The sequence below is a fragment of the Streptomyces venezuelae genome (assembly GCF_008642355.1).
Lineage (GTDB): Bacteria > Actinomycetota > Actinomycetes > Streptomycetales > Streptomycetaceae > Streptomyces > Streptomyces venezuelae_B.
In genome coordinates this window covers 1,852,266-1,869,930 of record NZ_CP029193.1, presented here as the reverse complement: position 1 = coordinate 1,869,930, position 17,665 = coordinate 1,852,266, and the positions used below count along the sequence as shown (strand labels likewise).

General features: G+C 72.0%; 16 protein-coding genes. 12 read left to right on the top strand and 4 right to left on the bottom strand.

The features are described 5' to 3' along the window. Positions 1-203: 203 nt before the first annotated feature. Both uvrA and DEJ47_RS08695 read left to right on the top strand, forming a co-directional pair. Complete coding sequence (gene uvrA, locus DEJ47_RS08700) at positions 204-3,317, top strand: excinuclease ABC subunit UvrA (RefSeq protein ID WP_150166542.1); 3,114 nt, start codon at positions 204-206, stop codon at positions 3,315-3,317. 146 nt (positions 3,318-3,463) lie between these two features. Then, positions 3,464-4,228 (top strand): crotonase/enoyl-CoA hydratase family protein, encoded by a 765-nt coding sequence (locus DEJ47_RS08695; protein ID WP_150166540.1) that lies wholly within the window; start codon positions 3,464-3,466, stop codon positions 4,226-4,228. A 20-nt stretch (positions 4,229-4,248) separates the two neighbouring features. Here DEJ47_RS08695 and DEJ47_RS08690 read toward each other — a convergent pair whose 3' ends face one another. Next, positions 4,249-4,833, bottom strand: coding sequence for a YceI family protein (locus DEJ47_RS08690; RefSeq protein ID WP_150166539.1), 585 nt, complete (start codon positions 4,831-4,833; stop codon positions 4,249-4,251). Positions 4,834-4,967: 134 nt separating this feature from the next. Between DEJ47_RS08690 and DEJ47_RS08685 the strand changes: the two genes are divergently transcribed. Then, positions 4,968-5,822 carry a helix-turn-helix domain-containing protein gene (locus tag DEJ47_RS08685; RefSeq protein WP_150166537.1) on the top strand — a complete coding sequence of 285 codons (855 nt, stop codon included), beginning with the start codon at positions 4,968-4,970 and terminating at the stop codon, positions 5,820-5,822. A gap of 49 nt (positions 5,823-5,871) precedes the next feature. On the opposite strand, the gene DEJ47_RS08680 is transcribed toward DEJ47_RS08685, so the two are convergent. After that, positions 5,872-6,828 (bottom strand): carbohydrate kinase family protein, encoded by a 957-nt coding sequence (locus DEJ47_RS08680; protein ID WP_150166535.1) that lies wholly within the window; start codon positions 6,826-6,828, stop codon positions 5,872-5,874. A gap of 177 nt (positions 6,829-7,005) precedes the next feature. Between DEJ47_RS08680 and DEJ47_RS08675 the strand changes: the two genes are divergently transcribed. Continuing rightward, positions 7,006-7,434 carry a Rieske (2Fe-2S) protein gene (locus DEJ47_RS08675; protein ID WP_150166533.1) on the top strand — a complete coding sequence of 143 codons (429 nt, stop codon included), beginning with the start codon at positions 7,006-7,008 and terminating at the stop codon, positions 7,432-7,434. Between the two features lie 21 nt (positions 7,435-7,455). Here DEJ47_RS08675 and DEJ47_RS08670 read toward each other — a convergent pair whose 3' ends face one another. Further along, entirely contained in the window at positions 7,456-8,415 is a 960-nt protein-coding gene (locus tag DEJ47_RS08670) for a hypothetical protein (protein ID WP_150166531.1), read from the bottom strand. A gap of 223 nt (positions 8,416-8,638) precedes the next feature. Here DEJ47_RS08670 and DEJ47_RS08665 point away from each other — a divergent pair, with 223 nt between their 5' ends. Both DEJ47_RS08665 and DEJ47_RS08660 read left to right on the top strand, forming a co-directional pair. Further along, positions 8,639-9,304 carry a papain-like cysteine protease family protein gene (locus DEJ47_RS08665; protein ID WP_150166530.1) on the top strand — a complete coding sequence of 222 codons (666 nt, stop codon included), beginning with the start codon at positions 8,639-8,641 and terminating at the stop codon, positions 9,302-9,304. 5 nt (positions 9,305-9,309) lie between these two features. Beyond that, on the top strand, positions 9,310-10,146 hold the full coding sequence (locus DEJ47_RS08660) for a hypothetical protein (protein ID WP_150166528.1): 837 nt from the start codon (positions 9,310-9,312) through the stop codon (positions 10,144-10,146). Between the two features lie 54 nt (positions 10,147-10,200). On the opposite strand, the gene DEJ47_RS08655 is transcribed toward DEJ47_RS08660, so the two are convergent. Then, positions 10,201-11,139 (bottom strand): L,D-transpeptidase, encoded by a 939-nt coding sequence (locus DEJ47_RS08655; RefSeq protein ID WP_223828279.1) that lies wholly within the window; start codon positions 11,137-11,139, stop codon positions 10,201-10,203. Between the two features lie 124 nt (positions 11,140-11,263). Between DEJ47_RS08655 and DEJ47_RS08650 the strand changes: the two genes are divergently transcribed. Genes DEJ47_RS08650 through whiA form a run of 6 tightly spaced genes read left to right on the top strand, consistent with a single transcriptional unit; the run spans position 11,264 to position 17,528 of the window. After that, positions 11,264-11,806, top strand: a complete 543-nt coding sequence (locus DEJ47_RS08650) for a SigE family RNA polymerase sigma factor (RefSeq protein WP_150166525.1) — start codon at positions 11,264-11,266, stop codon at positions 11,804-11,806. Next, complete coding sequence (locus DEJ47_RS08645; protein WP_150166523.1) at positions 11,796-12,425, top strand: L,D-transpeptidase; 630 nt, start codon at positions 11,796-11,798, stop codon at positions 12,423-12,425. The genes DEJ47_RS08650 and DEJ47_RS08645 overlap by 11 nt, the downstream gene beginning before the upstream one ends. Positions 12,426-12,461: 36 nt before the next feature. Then, complete coding sequence (gene uvrC / locus DEJ47_RS08640; protein WP_150166521.1) at positions 12,462-14,597, top strand: excinuclease ABC subunit UvrC; 2,136 nt, start codon at positions 12,462-12,464, stop codon at positions 14,595-14,597. Next, positions 14,594-15,529, top strand: coding sequence for an RNase adapter RapZ (rapZ, locus tag DEJ47_RS08635; RefSeq protein ID WP_150166520.1), 936 nt, complete (start codon positions 14,594-14,596; stop codon positions 15,527-15,529). The genes uvrC and rapZ overlap by 4 nt, the downstream gene beginning before the upstream one ends. Further along, complete coding sequence (locus DEJ47_RS08630; protein ID WP_150166518.1) at positions 15,526-16,548, top strand: uridine diphosphate-N-acetylglucosamine-binding protein YvcK; 1,023 nt, start codon at positions 15,526-15,528, stop codon at positions 16,546-16,548. Before rapZ ends, DEJ47_RS08630 begins: the two co-directional genes overlap by 4 nt. Next, the gene (gene whiA, locus DEJ47_RS08625) at positions 16,539-17,528 is read left to right on the top strand and encodes a DNA-binding protein WhiA (RefSeq protein WP_150166515.1); all 990 of its coding nucleotides are present in this window, start codon (positions 16,539-16,541) and stop codon (positions 17,526-17,528) included. Before DEJ47_RS08630 ends, whiA begins: the two co-directional genes overlap by 10 nt. Positions 17,529-17,665: the final 137 nt, after the last annotated feature.

Here is a 17,665-nt window from a genome sequence, read left to right as displayed (position 1 = left end):
TCGGGTGAAGGGCTCTCGGGGCGGCCGCAAATCGAATACGCGTGCTATATGGTCGATGGCGGCATCGGGCATTCTTGAAGGTCCGGGTTTGTTGTGCATGTGGAACCAGGGAAGCGGCCCGGCGTTGTCAGTGGCTCGCCCTAGTCTGTGAACGACGGGGGTTCTGCCCCCTGTCTCTCTCTCAAGAAAGGTGCGGACCCGGCGTGGCCGACCGTCTCATCGTCCGTGGCGCGCGCGAGCACAATCTCAAGAACGTCTCGCTCGACCTCCCGCGCGACTCACTCATCGTTTTCACCGGACTCTCCGGGTCGGGCAAGTCCTCGCTCGCGTTCGACACGATCTTCGCCGAGGGCCAGCGGCGGTACGTGGAGTCCCTCTCCTCGTACGCCCGCCAGTTCCTCGGTCAGATGGACAAGCCGGACGTCGACTTCATCGAGGGCCTCTCGCCCGCGGTCTCCATCGACCAGAAGTCGACGTCGCGCAACCCGCGCTCCACGGTCGGCACGATCACCGAGGTGTACGACTACCTGCGCCTGCTCTTCGCGCGCATCGGCAAGCCGCACTGTCCCGAGTGCGGTCGCCCGATCTCCCGGCAGTCGCCGCAGGCCATCGTCGACAAGGTCCTCGAGCTGCCCGAGGGCAGCCGCTTCCAGGTCCTGTCCCCGCTGGTGCGCGAGCGCAAGGGCGAGTTCGTCGACCTCTTCGCCGACCTCCAGACGAAGGGGTACTCCCGCGCGCGGGTCGACGGACAGACGATCCAGCTCTCCGAGCCGCCCACGCTCAAGAAGCAGGAGAAGCACACCATCGAGGTCGTCGTCGACCGCCTCACGGTGAAGGACTCCGCCAAGCGCCGCCTGACCGACTCCGTGGAGACGGCCCTCGGCCTCTCCGGCGGCATGGTCGTGCTCGACTTCGTCGACCTCCCCGAGGACGACCCCGAGCGCGAGCGGATGTACTCGGAGCACCTCTACTGCCCGTACGACGACCTGTCCTTCGAAGAGCTGGAGCCCCGCTCCTTCTCCTTCAACTCGCCCTTCGGCGCCTGCCCGGACTGCACCGGCATCGGCACGCGCATGGAGGTCGACCCCGAGCTGATCGTCCCGGACGAGGACAAGTCCCTCGACGAGGGCGCCATCCACCCCTGGTCGCACGGCCACACCAAGGAGTACTTCGGCCGGCTCGTCGGAGCCCTCGCCGACGCCCTCGGCTTCTCCACCGACATGCCGTGGGCCGGACTCCCGCAGCGCGCCAAGAAGGCCCTCCTCAACGGCCACAAGACGCAGATCGAGGTCCGCTACCGCAACCGGTACGGCCGCGAGCGGGTCTACACCACCGCCTTCGAAGGTGCCGTCCCCTTCGTCAAGCGCCGCCACAGCGAGGCCGAGAGCGACGCGAGCCGCGAGCGGTTCGAGGGGTACATGCGCGAGGTGCCCTGCCCCACCTGTGAGGGCACGCGCCTCAAGCCGATCGTCCTGGCCGTCACGGTCATGGGGAAGTCCATCGCCGAGGTCTCCGCGATGTCCATCAGCGACTGCGCGGACTTCCTCGCCGAACTGCGGCTGGGCGCCCGCGACAAGAAGATCGCCGAGCGCGTCCTCAAGGAGGTCAACGAACGCCTGCGGTTCCTGGTCGACGTCGGCCTGGACTACCTCTCGCTGAACCGCGCCGCGGGCACCCTCTCCGGAGGCGAGGCCCAGCGCATCCGCCTGGCCACCCAGATCGGCTCCGGCCTGGTCGGTGTCCTGTACGTCCTGGACGAGCCGTCGATCGGTCTCCACCAGCGCGACAACCACCGCCTGATCGAGACCCTCGTCCGCCTGCGCGACATGGGCAACACCCTCATCGTCGTCGAGCACGACGAGGACACGATCAAGGTCGCCGACTGGGTCGTCGACATCGGCCCCGGCGCGGGCGAGCACGGCGGCAAGGTCGTGCACAGCGGCTCCATGAAGGAGCTGCTCGCCAACGACAAGTCGATCACCGGCCAGTACCTGTCGGGCAAGAAGGCCATCCCGGTGCCGGACGTGCGCCGCCCGGCCGACCCGTCCCGGCAGCTCACGGTGCACGGCGCCCGCGAGAACAACCTCCAGGACATCGACGTCTCCTTCCCGCTCGGCGTCCTCACCGCCGTCACGGGCGTCTCGGGCTCCGGCAAGTCGACGCTCGTGAACGACATCCTGTACACGCACCTGGCCCGCGAGCTGAACGGCGCCCGGTCCGTCCCGGGCCGCCACACGCGCGTGGACGGTGACGACCAGGTCGACAAGGTCGTGCACGTCGACCAGTCGCCCATCGGCCGCACCCCGCGGTCGAACCCGGCGACGTACACGGGCGTCTTCGACCACGTCCGCAGGCTCTTCGCGGAGACCACGGAGGCGAAGGTCCGGGGCTATCTGCCCGGCCGCTTCTCCTTCAACGTCAAGGGCGGCCGCTGCGAGAACTGCTCCGGCGACGGCACGATCAAGATCGAGATGAACTTCCTCCCGGACGTGTACGTGCCGTGCGAGGTCTGCCACGGCGCGCGCTACAACCGCGAGACGCTGGACGTGCACTACAAGGGCAAGTCCATCGCCGAGGTCCTCGACATGCCGATCGAGGAGGCGCTCGACTTCTTCGAGGCCGTGCCCGCCATCGCCCGGCACCTGAAGACGCTCCACGACGTCGGCCTCGGGTACGTACGCCTCGGGCAGTCGGCGCCCACGCTCTCCGGAGGCGAGGCCCAGCGCGTGAAGCTGGCCTCCGAACTCCAGAAGCGGTCGACGGGCCGGACCGTGTACGTCCTGGACGAGCCGACCACCGGTCTGCACTTCGAGGACATCAGCAAGCTGATCACGGTCCTCTCCGGCCTGGTCGACAAGGGCAACACGGTCATCGTCATCGAGCACAACCTCGATGTGATCAAGACGGCCGACTGGGTCGTCGACATGGGTCCCGAGGGTGGCAACGGCGGCGGTCTGGTCGTCGCCGAAGGCACGCCCGAGGAGGTCGCGGGCGTCCCGGCCAGCCACACCGGCAAGTTCCTGCGGGACATCATCGCGGCGGACCGGATCAGCGACGCGGTGCCCTCGCAGGGGCGTAGCGCGGCGAAGAAGACTCCCGCGAAGAAGAGCGCCGCGAAGAAGTCGGCCGCCAAGAAGGTGGTGGCGGCGAGCGCCACGGCCAAGAAGACGGCCACGGCGCGGACGAGCGCGGCCACGAAGAAGCCTGCCGCCTCCAAGGCGGCCACGGCAGGCTCCGCCAAGAAGACCGTCACCAAGAAGGCCGCCCCCGCCAAGAAGACGGCCGCGAAGAAGACCGCGCGGGCCCGCAAGGCCTGACCGGCGCCGCGCATGGGGGACCCGACCGGGATTCCCGACCGACGCGCCCCGCCCCTCACCAGGGGCGGGGCGCGTCGTCGTGCGCGGGGGAGCGGCGGCCCGAAGACGTCTTGTCCGGCGCCCCGTTGTCATGGTCGGCTTGCCCCATGCCCGTACGCAGCGAACGCGCAGGCCCCGTCACCACCGTCGTGCTGTCCCGCCCCACCGCGCGGAACGCCGTCGACGGGCCCACGGCCCGCGCCCTCGCCGACGCCTTCCGCGACTTCGACGCCGACCCGCGCGCCTCCGTCGCCGTGCTGTGGGGCGAGGGCGGCACGTTCTGCGCGGGCGCGGACCTCAAGGCGATCGGCACGCCCGACGGCAACGAGGTCACCGAGGACGGGGACGGCCCCATGGGCCCCACCCGGATGCGTCTGACGAAACCGGTGATCGCGGCGATCGCCGGCCACGCCGTCGCGGGCGGCCTCGAACTCGCCCTCTGGTGCGACCTGCGCGTCGCCGAGGAGGACGCCGTCCTCGGGGTGTTCTGCCGCCGCTGGGGCGTCCCGCTCATCGACGGCGGGACGGTGCGGCTGCCCCGGCTGATCGGCGAGGGGCGCGCCATGGACCTGATCCTGACCGGCCGCCCGGTGGGCGCCGCGGAGGCGCTGGGCATGGGTCTGGTCAACCGGACCGTGCCCACGGGCACCTCACGCGCCGCGGCCGAGCGCCTGGCCGCCGAGATCGCCGCGTTCCCGCAGACCTGCATGCGGCACGACCGGCTCTCCCTGCTCGAACAGAGCGGCCTGCCCGAAGAGGAGGCGATGGCGGGCGAGCTGGCCCATGGCCTGCACTCCCTGGCGGAGGCGGCACAAGGAGCGGCACGGTTCGCGGCGGGGGCGGGGCGGCACGGGGCGTTCAACGGGCGTTGAGCGCAGGGACACCGCCGCGTTCAGCGTTCCGCGACCGGCTCCAGGAACTGCATGTCCAGCTGGATCTTCACGACGTCGCCGAGCAGCCCCGGGGCGAAGTCGAGCCCGAAGTCGCCGCGGCGGATCTCGCCCGACGCCTCGAACCCCGCGTGCCTGCGCTCCCGGCCGGGGAAGCCCTCGACACCGCCGAACTCCACGGCCAGCGTCACCGGCCTGGTCACGTCGCCGATGGTCAGCTCGCCTTCCATCACCCACTCCTCGTCCGCGCCCGCGATCCGCGTCGAACGGAACGTCATCGTGGGCCGTTTCTCGACGTCGAGCAGATCGGAGGACACCACGTGCGCGTCCCGGTCCTTGTTCCCCGTGTCGATCGAGGCGAGGGCGATGGTGGCCGTCACCGAGGAGTCCTCGGCACGCTCACCCACCACCAACTCCGCCCGCACGTCGGCGAATCGGCCGCGCACCTTGGAGATGCCGAGGTGGCGGACGGAGAAGTTGACGGCGGAGTGCAGGGGCTCGATCTCCCAGACCCCGGCGGCCAACGGCAGCGCGGGGGCGGGTGCAGAGGCGGAGGCGGACGAGGCGTTGGTCGCTTCAACAGTCATGGCCCCACCTTGCGCCGCGCTCCGGCCGCGAGGGAGGCCGAGCCGAGGCTGGTAGTGACAGGGCCACGATCCGCGGCCCTGCCGTTGGTACGTTCGCACCGTGAGCGAGAAGAAGCCGTGAGCGAGAAGAAGCCGTGAGCGAGAACGAGCTGGGTGCCTTCCTGCGGGCGCGACGGGAAGCCGTCACGCCCACCGAGGCCGGCCTGCCCACCGGCCCCCGCCGCCGCACTCCCGGCCTGCGCCGCTCCGAGGTCGCCGCCCTCGCCGGCATCAGCGTCGAGTACCTCACCCGGCTCGAACAGGGCAGGGACCGCCACCCCTCCGCCCAGGTGCTCGGCGCGCTCGCCGACGCGCTCCGCCTGCGCGTCGAGGAACGCGTCCACCTGCGCCGCCTGGAGAAGGAGAGCGGCAAGGACCCGTGCTGCCCGGCCGCAGTCGCCCCGGCCGCGTCGGTCAGGCCCACCGTGCGCGCCATCCTGGACAGCATGGAGCCGACGCCCGCCGTCCTCCTGAACCGCCTCGCGGACGTGCTGGCCTGCACGACGGGCTACCGACGGATCGCGGAACCCCTCGGCATCCTGGACGGCGCGCGACCCAACCTCGCCCGGTACGTCTTCACCGACGAGCGGGCCCGCGCCGCCCACCCCGAGTGGGACCGGCTCGCCGACGACCTGGTCGGACACCTGAAGACCGACTCGATGCTCGACGATTCCCATGTGCGGGGCTTCCTCGACGAGTTGACCGTCGACGCGGGCGCACCCTTCGCCGACCGGCTCACCGGCGCGCCCGTACTGCCCCGCCGCAGCGGCGTCCAGCGCATGATCCACCCCGACGCGGGCCCGCTCCGCCTCGAATACGAGACGCTCGCGCTGCCCGACGCCGACCCGCAGCGGCTGATCGTCTACGTACCGGCGGACAGCGCCACCGCGGCCGCCCTGGACCGGCTCAACGGCCGCAGACCCGGCGGCCTGCACGTCGTCAACGGCTGACGGCACACCAGCACACCGGTCGACCAGCGCACCTGCCGGCCGGCGGCGGTCACGGTCGGGCCAGTTCCGCCGCGTACGGAGGCTCCGCGCCCGCCCGGGAACACGTGAGCGCCGCCGCGTGTGCCGCGAACCGCAGCACGTCCGTCCAGCCCTCCGCGCCGAGACCGGCGAGCGCGTCCGCCGACAGCGCGTCCCGGGCGCGGAGGCCGTGCAGCAGCGCCGCGTTGACGGTGTCGCCCGCGCCGATCGTGTCGACCACGTCGACCTTCTCGCCGGGCACGCGCAGCTCCGTACCGTCCCGCGTGTACAGCGAGAGCCCGTCGCCGCCGTGCGTGACCACCACGGCGGCGGGCCCGGCGGCCAGCCACTCGTGCGGGGTGCCGCCGAGCCAGTCGGCGTCCTCCCGCGACAGCTTGAGCAGCGTCACCGACGGCAGCCAGCTCTTGAAGCGCGTGCGGTAGGCGTCCGCGTCGGGGATCAGACCGGCGCGTACGTTCGGGTCGAGCGCCGTGAAGACACCGTTCGCCGCCGCCCGGCGCATCAGTTCCTCGTACGCGCTCGCGCCCGGCTCCAGGACGAGCGAGCAGGTGCCGAACGACATCGCCCGCACCCCGTCGGGGAGGCGGTCGGGCACTTCGAAGAGCCGGTCGGCCGTGCCCTCGACGTAGAAGGAGTAGCCCGCCGAGCCGTCCGCGCCGATCGAGGCGACGGCGAGCGTCGTCGGCTCCGGACCGCGCTGCACGGGCGTCACGTCGACGCCGGCCGTCCGCAGCCCGTACAGCAGTGCCTCGCCGAACACGTCCCGGGAGACGCGCGAGCAGAAGGCCACGGGGGAGCCGAGCCTGCCGAGCGCCACGGCGGTGTTGTACGGGCCGCCACCGAGGCGCGGGGCGAGCGCGGGCAGCCCGGCGCCGCCACCCGCACCGGCGTGGTGCACGCTGTCCGGTTCCCCGCCCGCGTCCTGCGGTACGAGGTCGATCAGGGCCTCTCCTGCGACGACAATCACGGGTCATTCCTCTCGGGCACCGTCCGGGTGGGCTCGCCGCGCCCAGGCTAGGCCGTGCGCGGCGCAGCACGCGGAACCGGGCAGGACTCGGGCACGGTCGTGCCCGACCCGGTCGGAGCGCGGTGCACCGGTATGGTCTGATCCGTCACCGATGCCCTCCTGACCTGTGGAGACACCATGTCCGGCACCCCCCACGCCGCCCGTCGCACCGTGCTGCGGGCCGCCGCTCTCGCCCCGGCCGTCGGACTCGGTCTCACCGCCTGCTCGTCCGGCGACGGGGCGAACCGGTCGGCGCCGACCGCGCCGGTGGATCTCGGCAAGGCCGACGACGTGAAGGTGGGCGCCTCCAAGCTGTACAAGGACAGCAACGTCGTCGTCAGCCGGATCTCCGACGACGAGTACAAGGCGTACAGCACGATCTGCACCCACGCGCGCTGCCCCATCCAGAACCTGGAGGGGCACAAGCTGATCTGTCAGTGTCACGGCAGCGAGTTCGACGCCACCAACGGCAAGGTGCTGCACGAGCCGGCCAACGAGCCGCTCCCCGAGGTGCCGGTGAAGGTCACGAACGGCAAGATCATCGCGGGCCCGGCGAAGAAGGCCTGACCCCGGGCGGCCGTTCGGCTCTCACTCCCAGTCCCACGCGATCCCCAGGATCCCCGCCCGCACCTGCGGCTCGACCACGTGCACCGACCGGTGGCTGCCGCTCAGCGTCAGCTCCTGCCGGCCACCGCGCGGGGCCGCCGCCGACTGCTGGGTGAAACGGTGGCAGCGTACGGGCAGCGCCTTCTCGTCGTACCGGATCTGCAGTGCGTACTGGCCCCCCGCGTAGGTGAAGCCGCGCATGTACTCGGTGGCGGTCCCGGCCGTGCCGTCCTCGAAGCCGTAGCCGAACAGATGGGTGTCACCCGCGCGCAGCCGGGCGTCGAAGAGCAGCTCGGCGACGAGCACCCCCGTGCCCTTGTGCCAGCGCACCCTCCCCGTGCGGCAGTTCTCCAGGGCGAGCACCCGGACGCGGTCGGGCGCGCACCCGGGGTCGCCGTGGTGGATGGCCACGTAGCGGTCCACGCCGTCCCGGTGGGCGCGTACGACATGCTGCGACTCGCGGCCGAGCAGCTCGCGTGCCGCGCCGATCCGCACCCGTTCGTGGTGGCCGATGGTGTGCAGCCCGCCGTCGACCGGCGAGCCGAGGTCGGTCAGAAGGGACCGCAGCACGTCGGACGCCTCCACCAGGGAGCGGTACGAGCGGGCGGCGGGCCGGGCCCGGTCCGCGCGCTCCGCCGGCCGCACGAGCAGCCTGATCAGTGACTCCTCCGGGAGCTGGAGGATCTCCTCAAGGGCGCGTACGGCGCGCAGGGACTCGGGGCGCTGCGGCCTGCGGGCGCCCTGCTGCCAGTAACTGAGGCTCGTCACCCCTACGTTGACGCCGTGCCGGACCAGATGGTGGCGTATGCGCTGCAGGGGGAGGCGCCGCGCGGCGATGGCGGTGCGCAGCGCGAGGTGGAAGGGGCCGGTGCGCAGGGCGGCCTCCAGGTCCGCGGGCGCCTCGGGCCCGGGTTCCGCCGCGAGTGGTGTGCCGTGCCGCAAGACGGGCTCCTCTTGTGAACGTTCACATCTGCCGTTCCGGCGTTCGCGCCGGTGGGGGCGGGCTGCCAGGTGGACGCACGGCCCGCGTTCACATCCGTACGCCGCCGTTCACGGCCCAAGTAATTCCGCATTGAAGCGTGTTGACCTGCACCCGACAACACTTGATGCTCAATCGCAGCGTCCGGACGCGCTCCTCCAACCCCACCCGCATGGGAGGAACGCGATGCGCTCACCACACAGCAGGAGCGGCGGCGCCGGCAGGCAGAGATGTCTCTCCGCGCTCGCCGTCGTCACGGCGGCCCTGTTCGCCGCGCCGGTGGCCACGGCCACGGCAGCCCCGATCCACCCCGCCCCCGCCACGTCGGCCGCGCCCGAGGCCCGCACGGCCAACGCCGACCCGTCCGTTCTCGCCGCCAAGCGGCTGAACATCACCATGCAGGCCCAGCAGAAGACCAACTGGTGCTGGGCGGCGGGCGGCAACACCATCGCGACCTACATGGGCCGCAACTACAGCCAGAACCAGTTCTGCAACGCCGCCTTCGGGCGCAGCCAGAACACCGAGTGCCCCAACAACCAGGCCACGCTCGGCAACGTGCAGAGCGGCCTGCGCTGGGCGGGCATCAGCCCCGGCTCGTACGTCACCGGATGGCTGCGCTATCCGACCGTGAAGGCCGAGATCGACGCCGGCCGCCCGGTCGAGACCCGCATCCAGTGGTCCAACGGCGGCGGCCACATGCACGTCCTCTACGGCTACGACGACGCCGGCAGCTGGGTCTACTGGGGCGACCCCTGGCCATCGAGCGACCGCTACAACTGGGCCTCGCACGCCTGGTACGTCGACAACAACACCTTCTCCTGGACCCACTCGCTCTACCGGATCGGGGCGTGAGAGCGATGACCCGTCACCCTTCCCGCCCCGTGCCGGGCCGACTGGTGAGGGCCGCGCTCGCGGGCAGCGCCGCCACCCTGCTCCTCGGTCTCGCCGCCCCCGCCGCCTCCGCCGACACCGACCCCGCCGCGCCGTCCGCCGCGTCCAGGGCCGCAGCGCACCGGGCGGCCGAGGCGCCGAAGAACCTCGACACGCTCTCCCGCTTCTTCGCCAGGGAGGGCGCGGTCACCAAGGCCGCGGCCGACCCGCGCGTCGAGGGCAGGACCGTGCCCGTGTACTACCTCTCTCCGGACTTCGTCGCGGGCAAGAAGGGCGCATCCATCGCCCGCCTTGAGTTCCTCGCCAGCAAGGCGGTCTCCTCCGACGGCCAGGAGGCGTCCCTGTGGACCGTCCGGCAGGGCGGCACCTGGCAGGTCGTGAACATCGCCACCGGCGACGACGAGACCCACTACGCGCGCGTGGGCGCGGAAAAGGCCCCCGGAGGCACCGTCTTCCACGAGCCGCAGATCAACGCCTGGTATGTCCTGGACGACCGGGACGGCACACACACGCGCGTGCTGCCCCTCGACAAGGACGCCACACGCGCCGTGGGCGCGCAGGGCACCTCGGTCGCCGCCTACCGCGAGCGCGTGCACAAGGCGTACGCCGACAAGCTGCCGGGCTCCGCCTATGAGAAGTCGGGCAAGGCGGGCGGCTACGACGAGCCCGCGCCGGGACCGAAGACGGACGACGGCGGGCCGGTCACGGTCGCCTCGTCGCTGGCGGGCGCGGGGGCACTGCTCGCCCTCGGCCTCTCCGGAGCGGCTCTCGTCAGGCGCCGCGGCGCCCGGCAGCGGGGCTGAGCCGGGGGAGCGGCGGCCGGGACGCCGGCCGCCGCTCCGCAACCCACCGCGCTCTCAGTTCAGCGCGCTGCCGGCCAGCCACTGCTTCCAGTCCACGTTCCAGTCGCCGTAGCCGTTGCCCGGCGCCACGGTCTCCTTGGAGCCGACGACCCGCACGATGTCGCCGGGGATCACCTCTTCGTAGAAGCGCCGCGCGGTCCCGTCGGTGGCCAGGCCTATGCAGCCGTGCGTGACGTTGCTCTCCCCGGCCGTGGCGTTGGCGTTCGGGTTCTCGTGCAGGTACGTACCCGAAGTGGTCAGGTGCACCGCGTAGTTGTAGTAGTCCTTGTACGCCTTTCCGTATCCCACGGTCCGGGAGTCCATGAGGACACGGGACTGCTTGTCGAGGACGACCATCGTGCCGTTCCAGGTGTCCATGCCCGGGGCGCCCGCGGTCACCTTCACCTCGCGCGTCCTGCCGTCCTTCACCACCTTCATGGTGTGGGTCCGCACGTCCACCGTGGCGACGAGTGAACGGCCCACCTCGAACGTCCGGGTGGTCCGCGATCCCGCGCGGACGGTGACCTTCGTGCCCGGCTTCCACGGCTCGCGCGGCCGGTAGTCGACGCGCTGGCCGTCGTGCAGGTTGCGGTCCTTCACCCAGCTCCACGACCCCGTCACGCCGGGGTCGGTCGTCACCTTCAGGCGCCGCTCGACCGCGGCCCGCTCCGCCTCCGGCACCGGGCGGTCGAAGGTGAGCGATATCGGCATGCCTACGCCGACGGTCCGGCCGTCCGCGACGTTGACCCGCACGTTCTTCAGGGCGGCGGGATCCGGAGCGGGCTTCGTCGTGGGCTCCTGCCGCGCCGCCGCGCGGTCCGCCGCGGGCTTCGCGTCGGACGCCCGTCCCTCGTCCGCCCCGCCCTGCGCGGAGCAGCCCGCCAGCGCGAGCGAACAGAGCACCGCGGCCCCCCACGCGCGCGTGCCGCGCCTCGCCGTCATTCCTGTGGTCATCGGTCCCCCTGGGCTGTGTTTCGATATACGCGACCTGTACGCACGGCGGAGGCGGCGGGTTGCACGCGAGATGCGGGAAATTCCAGAACACGTGATCCGGCGGGGCCGGACGGGGGCGCGGGGCATGACGGAGGACGAGTTCGACGCGTTCTACGCCGCCGCCTTCCCGCGCCTCGTCGGTCAGCTGTACGCGCTGACCGGTGATCACGGCGAGGCGCAGGACGTCGTCCAAGAGGCGTTCGTACGCGCCTGGGACCGCCGCCGCAGCTTCCTCGCCGACGAGGCCCCCGAGGCCTGGATCCGCACCGTCGCCATGCGCCTCGCCGTCAGCCGCTGGCGCAGGGCCCGGCGCTGGGTCGACCTGGTGCGCAGGAACCCGCCCGCCGACCGCGTACCGGGGCCGGGACCCGAACGCACCGCCCTGGTGCAGGCGCTGCGCACCCTCCCCGAGGCGCAGCGCACCGCCGTCGTCCTGCACCATCTGTGCGACCTCAGCGTCGAGCAGGTAGCCTCCGAGACCGGCTCGCCCGTCGGGACGGTCAAGGCCCGCCTCTCGCGCGGCCGGGCGGCGCTCGCCGCGCAGCTGTCCGCCGGACCGGACGCGATCGGCGCACGTGACGACGACGGTGACGGGCGGAGCGCGAAGGAGAGTGGCCGTGTCCGATGACCTGACCTCCGCGCTCCACGGCCTGGCGGCCGACCACGCGACGCCGCCGCCCGTGCCCGGCGCCGAGATCCGCCGCCGCGCCGTGGTGCGCGGACGCCGCCGCCGCGCCGCGGCCGCGGGAGTGACCCTCGCCACGGCGGCCGTGGCCGTGACCGTCGTCGCCGGACTTTTCACCGGCTCGGACGACGCCCCCCGGCCGCACAGGAAACCGGCCCCCGTCGCCACGGACAGCGCCCGCGCGCCCGCCGCCACCGTCGACCTGGCCCGGCACCGCATGACGCTCGACGGCCGGGAGCTGCCGGTCTCCGCGGGCACCGCGGCGCACCCGACGCCCACCGGCCGGATGACGGTCGTCGCCACGTACCCGAAGAAGCGCCTGACGGCGGGGAACGTGGGACTCGACAAGTACGACCTGACGCTGCCCTGGGTCGTCGAACTGCGCACCCCCGACGGCTCGACCAACTACGTCGTCGCCCTCACCTACAACGAGAAGGCGCCGGGCGACATGGACGTCACCAAGGGCTGGATCGGCCTGCGCGTGGACGACGCCCGCACCTTCCACGACAGCGTCGAACCCGGCGACGTGATCACCGTCCGCACCGGTGCCTCCGGCGGCTGACCCGTACTGTCAGCGGCCGCCAGTAGGCTGTCCGACATGGCCGACCCTTCCAGCTACCGCCCCAAGCCGGGACAGATCCCCGACGCCCCGGGGGTCTACAAATTCCGCGACGAGCACCGCCGGGTGATCTACGTCGGGAAGGCCAAGAGCCTGCGCCAGCGCCTGGCCAACTACTTCCAGGACCTGACGGGGCTCCACCCGCGGACCCGCTCCATGGTGACGACGGCCGCGTCCGTCGAGTGGACGGTCGTCACCAACGAGGTCGAGGCGCTCCAGCTGGAGTACACCTGGATCAAGGAGTTCGACCCCCGCTTCAACGTCAAGTACCGCGACGACAAGAGCTATCCGTACCTCGCGGTGACGATGAACGAGCAGTTCCCGCGCGTGCAGGTGATGCGCGGCGCCAAGAAGAAGGGCGTGCGCTACTTCGGGCCCTACGGCCACGCGTGGGCGATCCGTGACACCGTCGACCTGCTCCTGCGCGCCTTCCCGGTCCGCACGTGCTCCGCGGGCGTCTTCAAGAACGCCACCCGCACCGGCCGCCCCTGCCTGCTCGGGTACATCGGCAAGTGCTCGGCGCCCTGCGTGGAGCGCATCACGGCCGACGACCACCGCCAACTGGCCGAGGACTTCTGCGACTTCATGGGGGGCCGCACGGGCACGTACATCCGCCGTCTGGAGCGGCAGATGGCGGACGCGGCCGAGGAGATGGAGTACGAGCGGGCGGGCCGCCTGCGCGACGACATCGAGGCCCTCAAGAAGGCCATGGCGAAGAGCGCCGTCGTCCTCGCCGACGCCACCGACGCCGACCTCATCGCCCTCGCCGAGGACGAGCTCGAGGCCGCCGTGCAGATCTTCCACGTCCGCGGCGGACGTGTGCGCGGCCAGCGCGGCTGGGTCACCGACAAGGTAGAGGCGGTCACCAGCGGCGACCTCGTCGAGCACGCCCTCCAGCAGCTGTACGGGGAGGAGCGCGGCGACGCCGTGCCCAAGGAGGTCCTCGTCCCCGCCCTGCCCGACCCCATAGAACCGGTCCAGGAGTGGCTGACCGAGCGCCGCGGCGCCAACGTCTCGCTGCGCATCCCGCAGCGCGGCGACAAGAAGGCACTCATGGAGACCGTCGCGCGCAACGCGCAGCAGTCCCTCGTCCTGCACAAGACCAAGCGCGCCTCCGACCTCACCACGCGCTCGCGCGCCCTGGAGGAGATCGCCGCCGCCCTGGAGCTGGACAGCGTCCCGCTGCGCATCGAGTGCTACGACATCTCGCACCTCCAGGGCGACGACGTCGTCGCGTCGATGGTCGTCTTCGAGGACGGCCTCGCCAGGAAGAGCGAGTACCGCCGCTTCCAGATCAAGGGCTTCGAGGGCCAGGACGACGTCCGCTCCATGCACGAGGTGATCACGCGCCGCTTCAAGCGCTATCTCGCGGAGAAGGAGAAGAGCGGGGAGTGGGTGGACGAGGAGACCGGTGAGGTGGCCGACCTCGGGCCCACCGAGGAGGACGGCCGCCCCAAGCGGTTCGCGTACCCGCCGCAGCTCGTCGTCGTCGACGGCGGCCAGCCGCAGGTCGCCGCCGCCAAGCGGGCCCTGGACGAGCTCGGCATCGACGACATCGCGGTGTGCGGTCTCGCCAAGCGCCTGGAGGAGGTCTGGGTGCCCGACGAGGACGACCCGGTCGTCCTGCCGCGCACCAGTGAGGGCTTGTATCTCCTCCAGCGGGTACGTGACGAGGCCCACCGCTTCGCGATCACCTACCAGCGGACCAAGCGGGCCAAGCGCTTCAAGGCCGGACCACTGGACGAGGTGCGCGGTCTCGGCGACGCCCGCAAACGGACGGTGATCAAGCACTTCGGTTCGGTGAAGCGGCTGCGGTCCGCGACGATCGACCAGATCTGCGAGGTTCCGGGCGTGGGCCGCAAGACGGCCGAGGCCATCGCGGTGGCCCTCGCCCAGGCGGCACCCGCCGCCCCGGCGGTCAACATGACCACCGGGGAGATCCTGGACGACGACGAGCCGCTCGCCGCCGCCGAGGAGGTGCCGGCCGCCGACGAGCCGCTCGTCGCGGCCGAAGAGGACCGGGAGCCGCCCCTCGGGGCCGCGCCCGGGGAGAATGGGAGCGGGGAGCCCGTGACCGCGGGCACCCCGGAAGAACGACGGGGGCAGGAGACATGACCGAGCACGACGAAGGTGGAGAGCAAGTGAGTGCGGGCACGCCCATGGAGACGCCGGCCGTCCCGGACGCCGCGATTCCCGAGCTGGTGATCATCTCGGGCATGTCCGGCGCCGGACGCAGCACCGCCGCGAAGTGCCTGGAGGACCTCGGCTGGTTCGTGGTCGACAACCTGCCGCCCGCGCTAATCCCCACGATGGTGGAGCTCGGCGCCCGCTCGCAGGGCAACGTCGCCCGCATCGCGGTCGTCGTCGACGTGCGCGGCAGGCGGTTCTTCGACAACCTCCGCGAGTCCCTCGCCGAGCTGGAGTCGAAGAACGTCACCCGGCGCATCGTCTTCCTGGAGTCCTCCGACGAGGCCCTGGTCCGCCGCTTCGAGTCGGTCCGCCGCCCGCACCCGCTGCAGGGCGACGGCCGCATCGTCGACGGCATCGCGGCCGAGCGCGACCTGCTGCGCGAGCTGCGCGGTGACGCCGACCTGGTCATCGACACCTCCAGCCTGAACGTGCACGAGCTGCGCGCCAAGATGGACGCCTCGTTCGCGGGCGAGGAGGAGCCCGAGCTGCGGGCCACCGTCATGTCCTTCGGCTTCAAGTACGGCCTGCCCGTCGACGCCGACCTGGTCGTGGACATGCGCTTCCTGCCGAACCCCCACTGGGTCCCCGAGCTGCGCCAGTACACCGGCCTCAACGAGGAGGTGGCGGCGTACGTCTTCAACCAGCCCGGCGCCAAGGAGTTCCTCGACAGGTACGCGGAGATGCTCCAGCTCATCGCCGCGGGCTACCGCCGCGAGGGCAAGCGCTACGTGACGATCGCGGTCGGCTGCACCGGCGGCAAGCACCGCTCCGTCGCCATGTCGGAGAAGCTCGCGGCGCGTCTGGCCTCCGAGGGCGTGGAGACGGTCATCGTCCACCGGGACATGGGGCGCGAATGACCCCGAACCGCCGGAGCGTCCGCCTGAGCAGGCTGGGCCGCAAGAGGGGCACCCAGCCGAAGGTGGTCGCCCTCGGCGGTGGCATGGGCCTGTCCGCCTCGCTCGCCGCACTGCGCCGCATCACCGGAGCCGGTGACCTCACCGCCGTCGTCACGGTCGCCGACGACGGCGGCTCCAGCGGCCGGCTCCGCGACGAGCTGGGCGTGCTGCCCCCCGGTGACCTGCGCAAGGCCCTCGCCGCGCTCTGCGGCGACGACGACTGGGGCCAGACCTGGTCCCGCGTCATCCAGCACCGCTTCCAGTCCAAGGGTGACCTGCACGAACACGCGGTCGGCAATCTGCTGATCGTCGCCCTGTGGGAGCAGCTCGGCGACCACGTCCAGGCGCTCGACCTCGTCGGGAGGCTGCTCGGCGCGCAGGGCCGCGTGCTGCCCATGTCGGCGGTGCCGCTGGAGCTCCAGGCCCTGGTCAGGGGCCACGACCCGGCGCGCCCCGACGACGTGGACACCGTGCGCGGGCAGGCCACGGTCGCCCTCACGCCCGGCGAGGTCCAGTCCGTGCACGTCGTGCCGCACGACCCGCCGGCGGTCCCCGAAGCGGTCGCCGCCGTCCTCGACGCGGACTGGGTGGTCCTCGGTCCGGGCTCGTGGTTCTCCTCGGTGATCCCGCACCTCCTGGTCCCCGAACTGCTCGACGCGCTCACCGAGACGAAGGCCCGGAAGGTGCTCTCGCTCAACCTCGCGCCGCAACCGGGAGAAACCGAAGGGTTCTCTCCGCAGCGTCATTTGGAGGTTTTGGCCCGACACGCCCCTAAACTCGCCCTGGACGTGGTGCTGGCCGACGAGGCCGCCGTGCCCGACCGTGAGTCACTGACCGATGCCGCCAAGCGGCTCGGTGCCACGGTCGAGCTGGCGCCGGTGGCCCGGCCCGACGGGACTCCGAGGCACGACCCGGAGCTCCTGGCAGCCGCGTACGACCGTATTTTTCGGATGCATGGAAGGATCGGCCCATGGCGATGACGGCAGCGGTGAAGGACGAGATCTCCCGGCTCCCCGTCACCCGGACCTGCTGCAGAAAAGCAGAGGTCTCGGCGATCCTGCGGTTCGCGGGCGGCCTTCACCTGGTGAGCGGCCGCATCGTGATCGAGGCGGAGCTGGACACCGCGATGGCCGCACGGCGGCTCAAGCGGGACATCCTGGAGATCTTCGGGCACAGCTCGGAGCTGATCGTGATGGCCCCCGGCGGCCTCAGGCGCGGTTCGCGCTACGTGGTCCGGGTCGTCGCGGGCGGCGACCAGCTGGCCCGCCAGACGGGTCTTGTCGACGGCCGCGGCCGTCCCATCCGGGGCCTGCCGCCGCAGGTGGTCTCGGGGGCCACCTGCGACGCCGAGGCGGCGTGGCGCGGCGCGTTCCTCGCGCACGGCTCGCTGACCGAGCCCGGCCGGTCCTCCTCCCTGGAGGTGACCTGCCCGGGGCCGGAGGCCGCGCTCGCGCTGGTCGGCGCCGCGCGCAGGCTGCAGATCGCGAGCAAGGCGCGCGAGGTGCGGGGCGTGGACCGCGTGGTCGTCCGTGACGGCGACGCGATCGGCGCGCTGCTCACCCGTCTGGGTGCACACGAATCGGTGCTCGCCTGGGAGGAGCGGCGGATGCGCCGCGAGGTGCGGGCCACCGCCAACCGCCTCGCCAACTTCGACGACGCGAACCTGCGCCGCTCGGCCCGCGCGGCCGTCGCGGCGGGTGCCCGCGTGCAGCGCGCCCTGGAGATCCTCGGCGACGAGGTGCCGGAGCACCTCGCGGCCGCCGGACGCCTGCGCATGGAGCACAAGCAGGCCTCCCTGGAGGAGCTGGGCGCGCTCGCCGACCCGGTGCTGACGAAGGACGCCGTCGCGGGCCGCATCCGGCGCCTGCTCGCCATGGCCGACAAGCGCGCCCAGGACCTGGGCATTCCGGGCACGGAGTCCAACCTGAGCGAGGAGCTCGCGGACAACATGGCGGTCTGACCCGCCGCTCCCGTACGTCCCGGAGACATCTCGTACGTCTCGTCAGCCGCTGGTGTCCCACAGGGCACCGGCGGCTTTCGCCTGCCGCCCCGCACGCCTGCACCCGCCGTATTGACATGATCATGCACTGTCACGAG

Excerpts from the sequence above, each read along its gene's own strand:
- DEJ47_RS08690 (WP_150166539.1), bottom strand. The coding sequence starts at position 4,833 with ATGACTGTTGAAGCGACCAACGCCTCGTCCGCCTCCGCCTCTGCACCC.
- whiA (WP_150166515.1), top strand. The coding sequence starts at position 16,539 with ATGGCGATGACGGCAGCGGTGAAGGACGAGATCTCCCGGCTCCCCGTC.
- DEJ47_RS08665 (WP_150166530.1), top strand. The coding sequence starts at position 8,639 with ATGCGCTCACCACACAGCAGGAGCGGCGGCGCCGGCAGGCAGAGATGT.
- DEJ47_RS08655 (WP_223828279.1), bottom strand. The coding sequence starts at position 11,139 with ATGACCACAGGAATGACGGCGAGGCGCGGCACGCGCGCGTGGGGGGCC.
- uvrC (WP_150166521.1), top strand. The coding sequence starts at position 12,462 with ATGGCCGACCCTTCCAGCTACCGCCCCAAGCCGGGACAGATCCCCGAC.
- DEJ47_RS08630 (WP_150166518.1), top strand. The coding sequence starts at position 15,526 with ATGACCCCGAACCGCCGGAGCGTCCGCCTGAGCAGGCTGGGCCGCAAG.
- DEJ47_RS08650 (WP_150166525.1), top strand. The coding sequence starts at position 11,264 with ATGACGGAGGACGAGTTCGACGCGTTCTACGCCGCCGCCTTCCCGCGC.
- DEJ47_RS08660 (WP_150166528.1), top strand. The coding sequence starts at position 9,310 with ATGACCCGTCACCCTTCCCGCCCCGTGCCGGGCCGACTGGTGAGGGCC.
- DEJ47_RS08675 (WP_150166533.1), top strand. The coding sequence starts at position 7,006 with ATGTCCGGCACCCCCCACGCCGCCCGTCGCACCGTGCTGCGGGCCGCC.
- DEJ47_RS08695 (WP_150166540.1), top strand. The coding sequence starts at position 3,464 with ATGCCCGTACGCAGCGAACGCGCAGGCCCCGTCACCACCGTCGTGCTG.
- rapZ (WP_150166520.1), top strand. The coding sequence starts at position 14,594 with ATGACCGAGCACGACGAAGGTGGAGAGCAAGTGAGTGCGGGCACGCCC.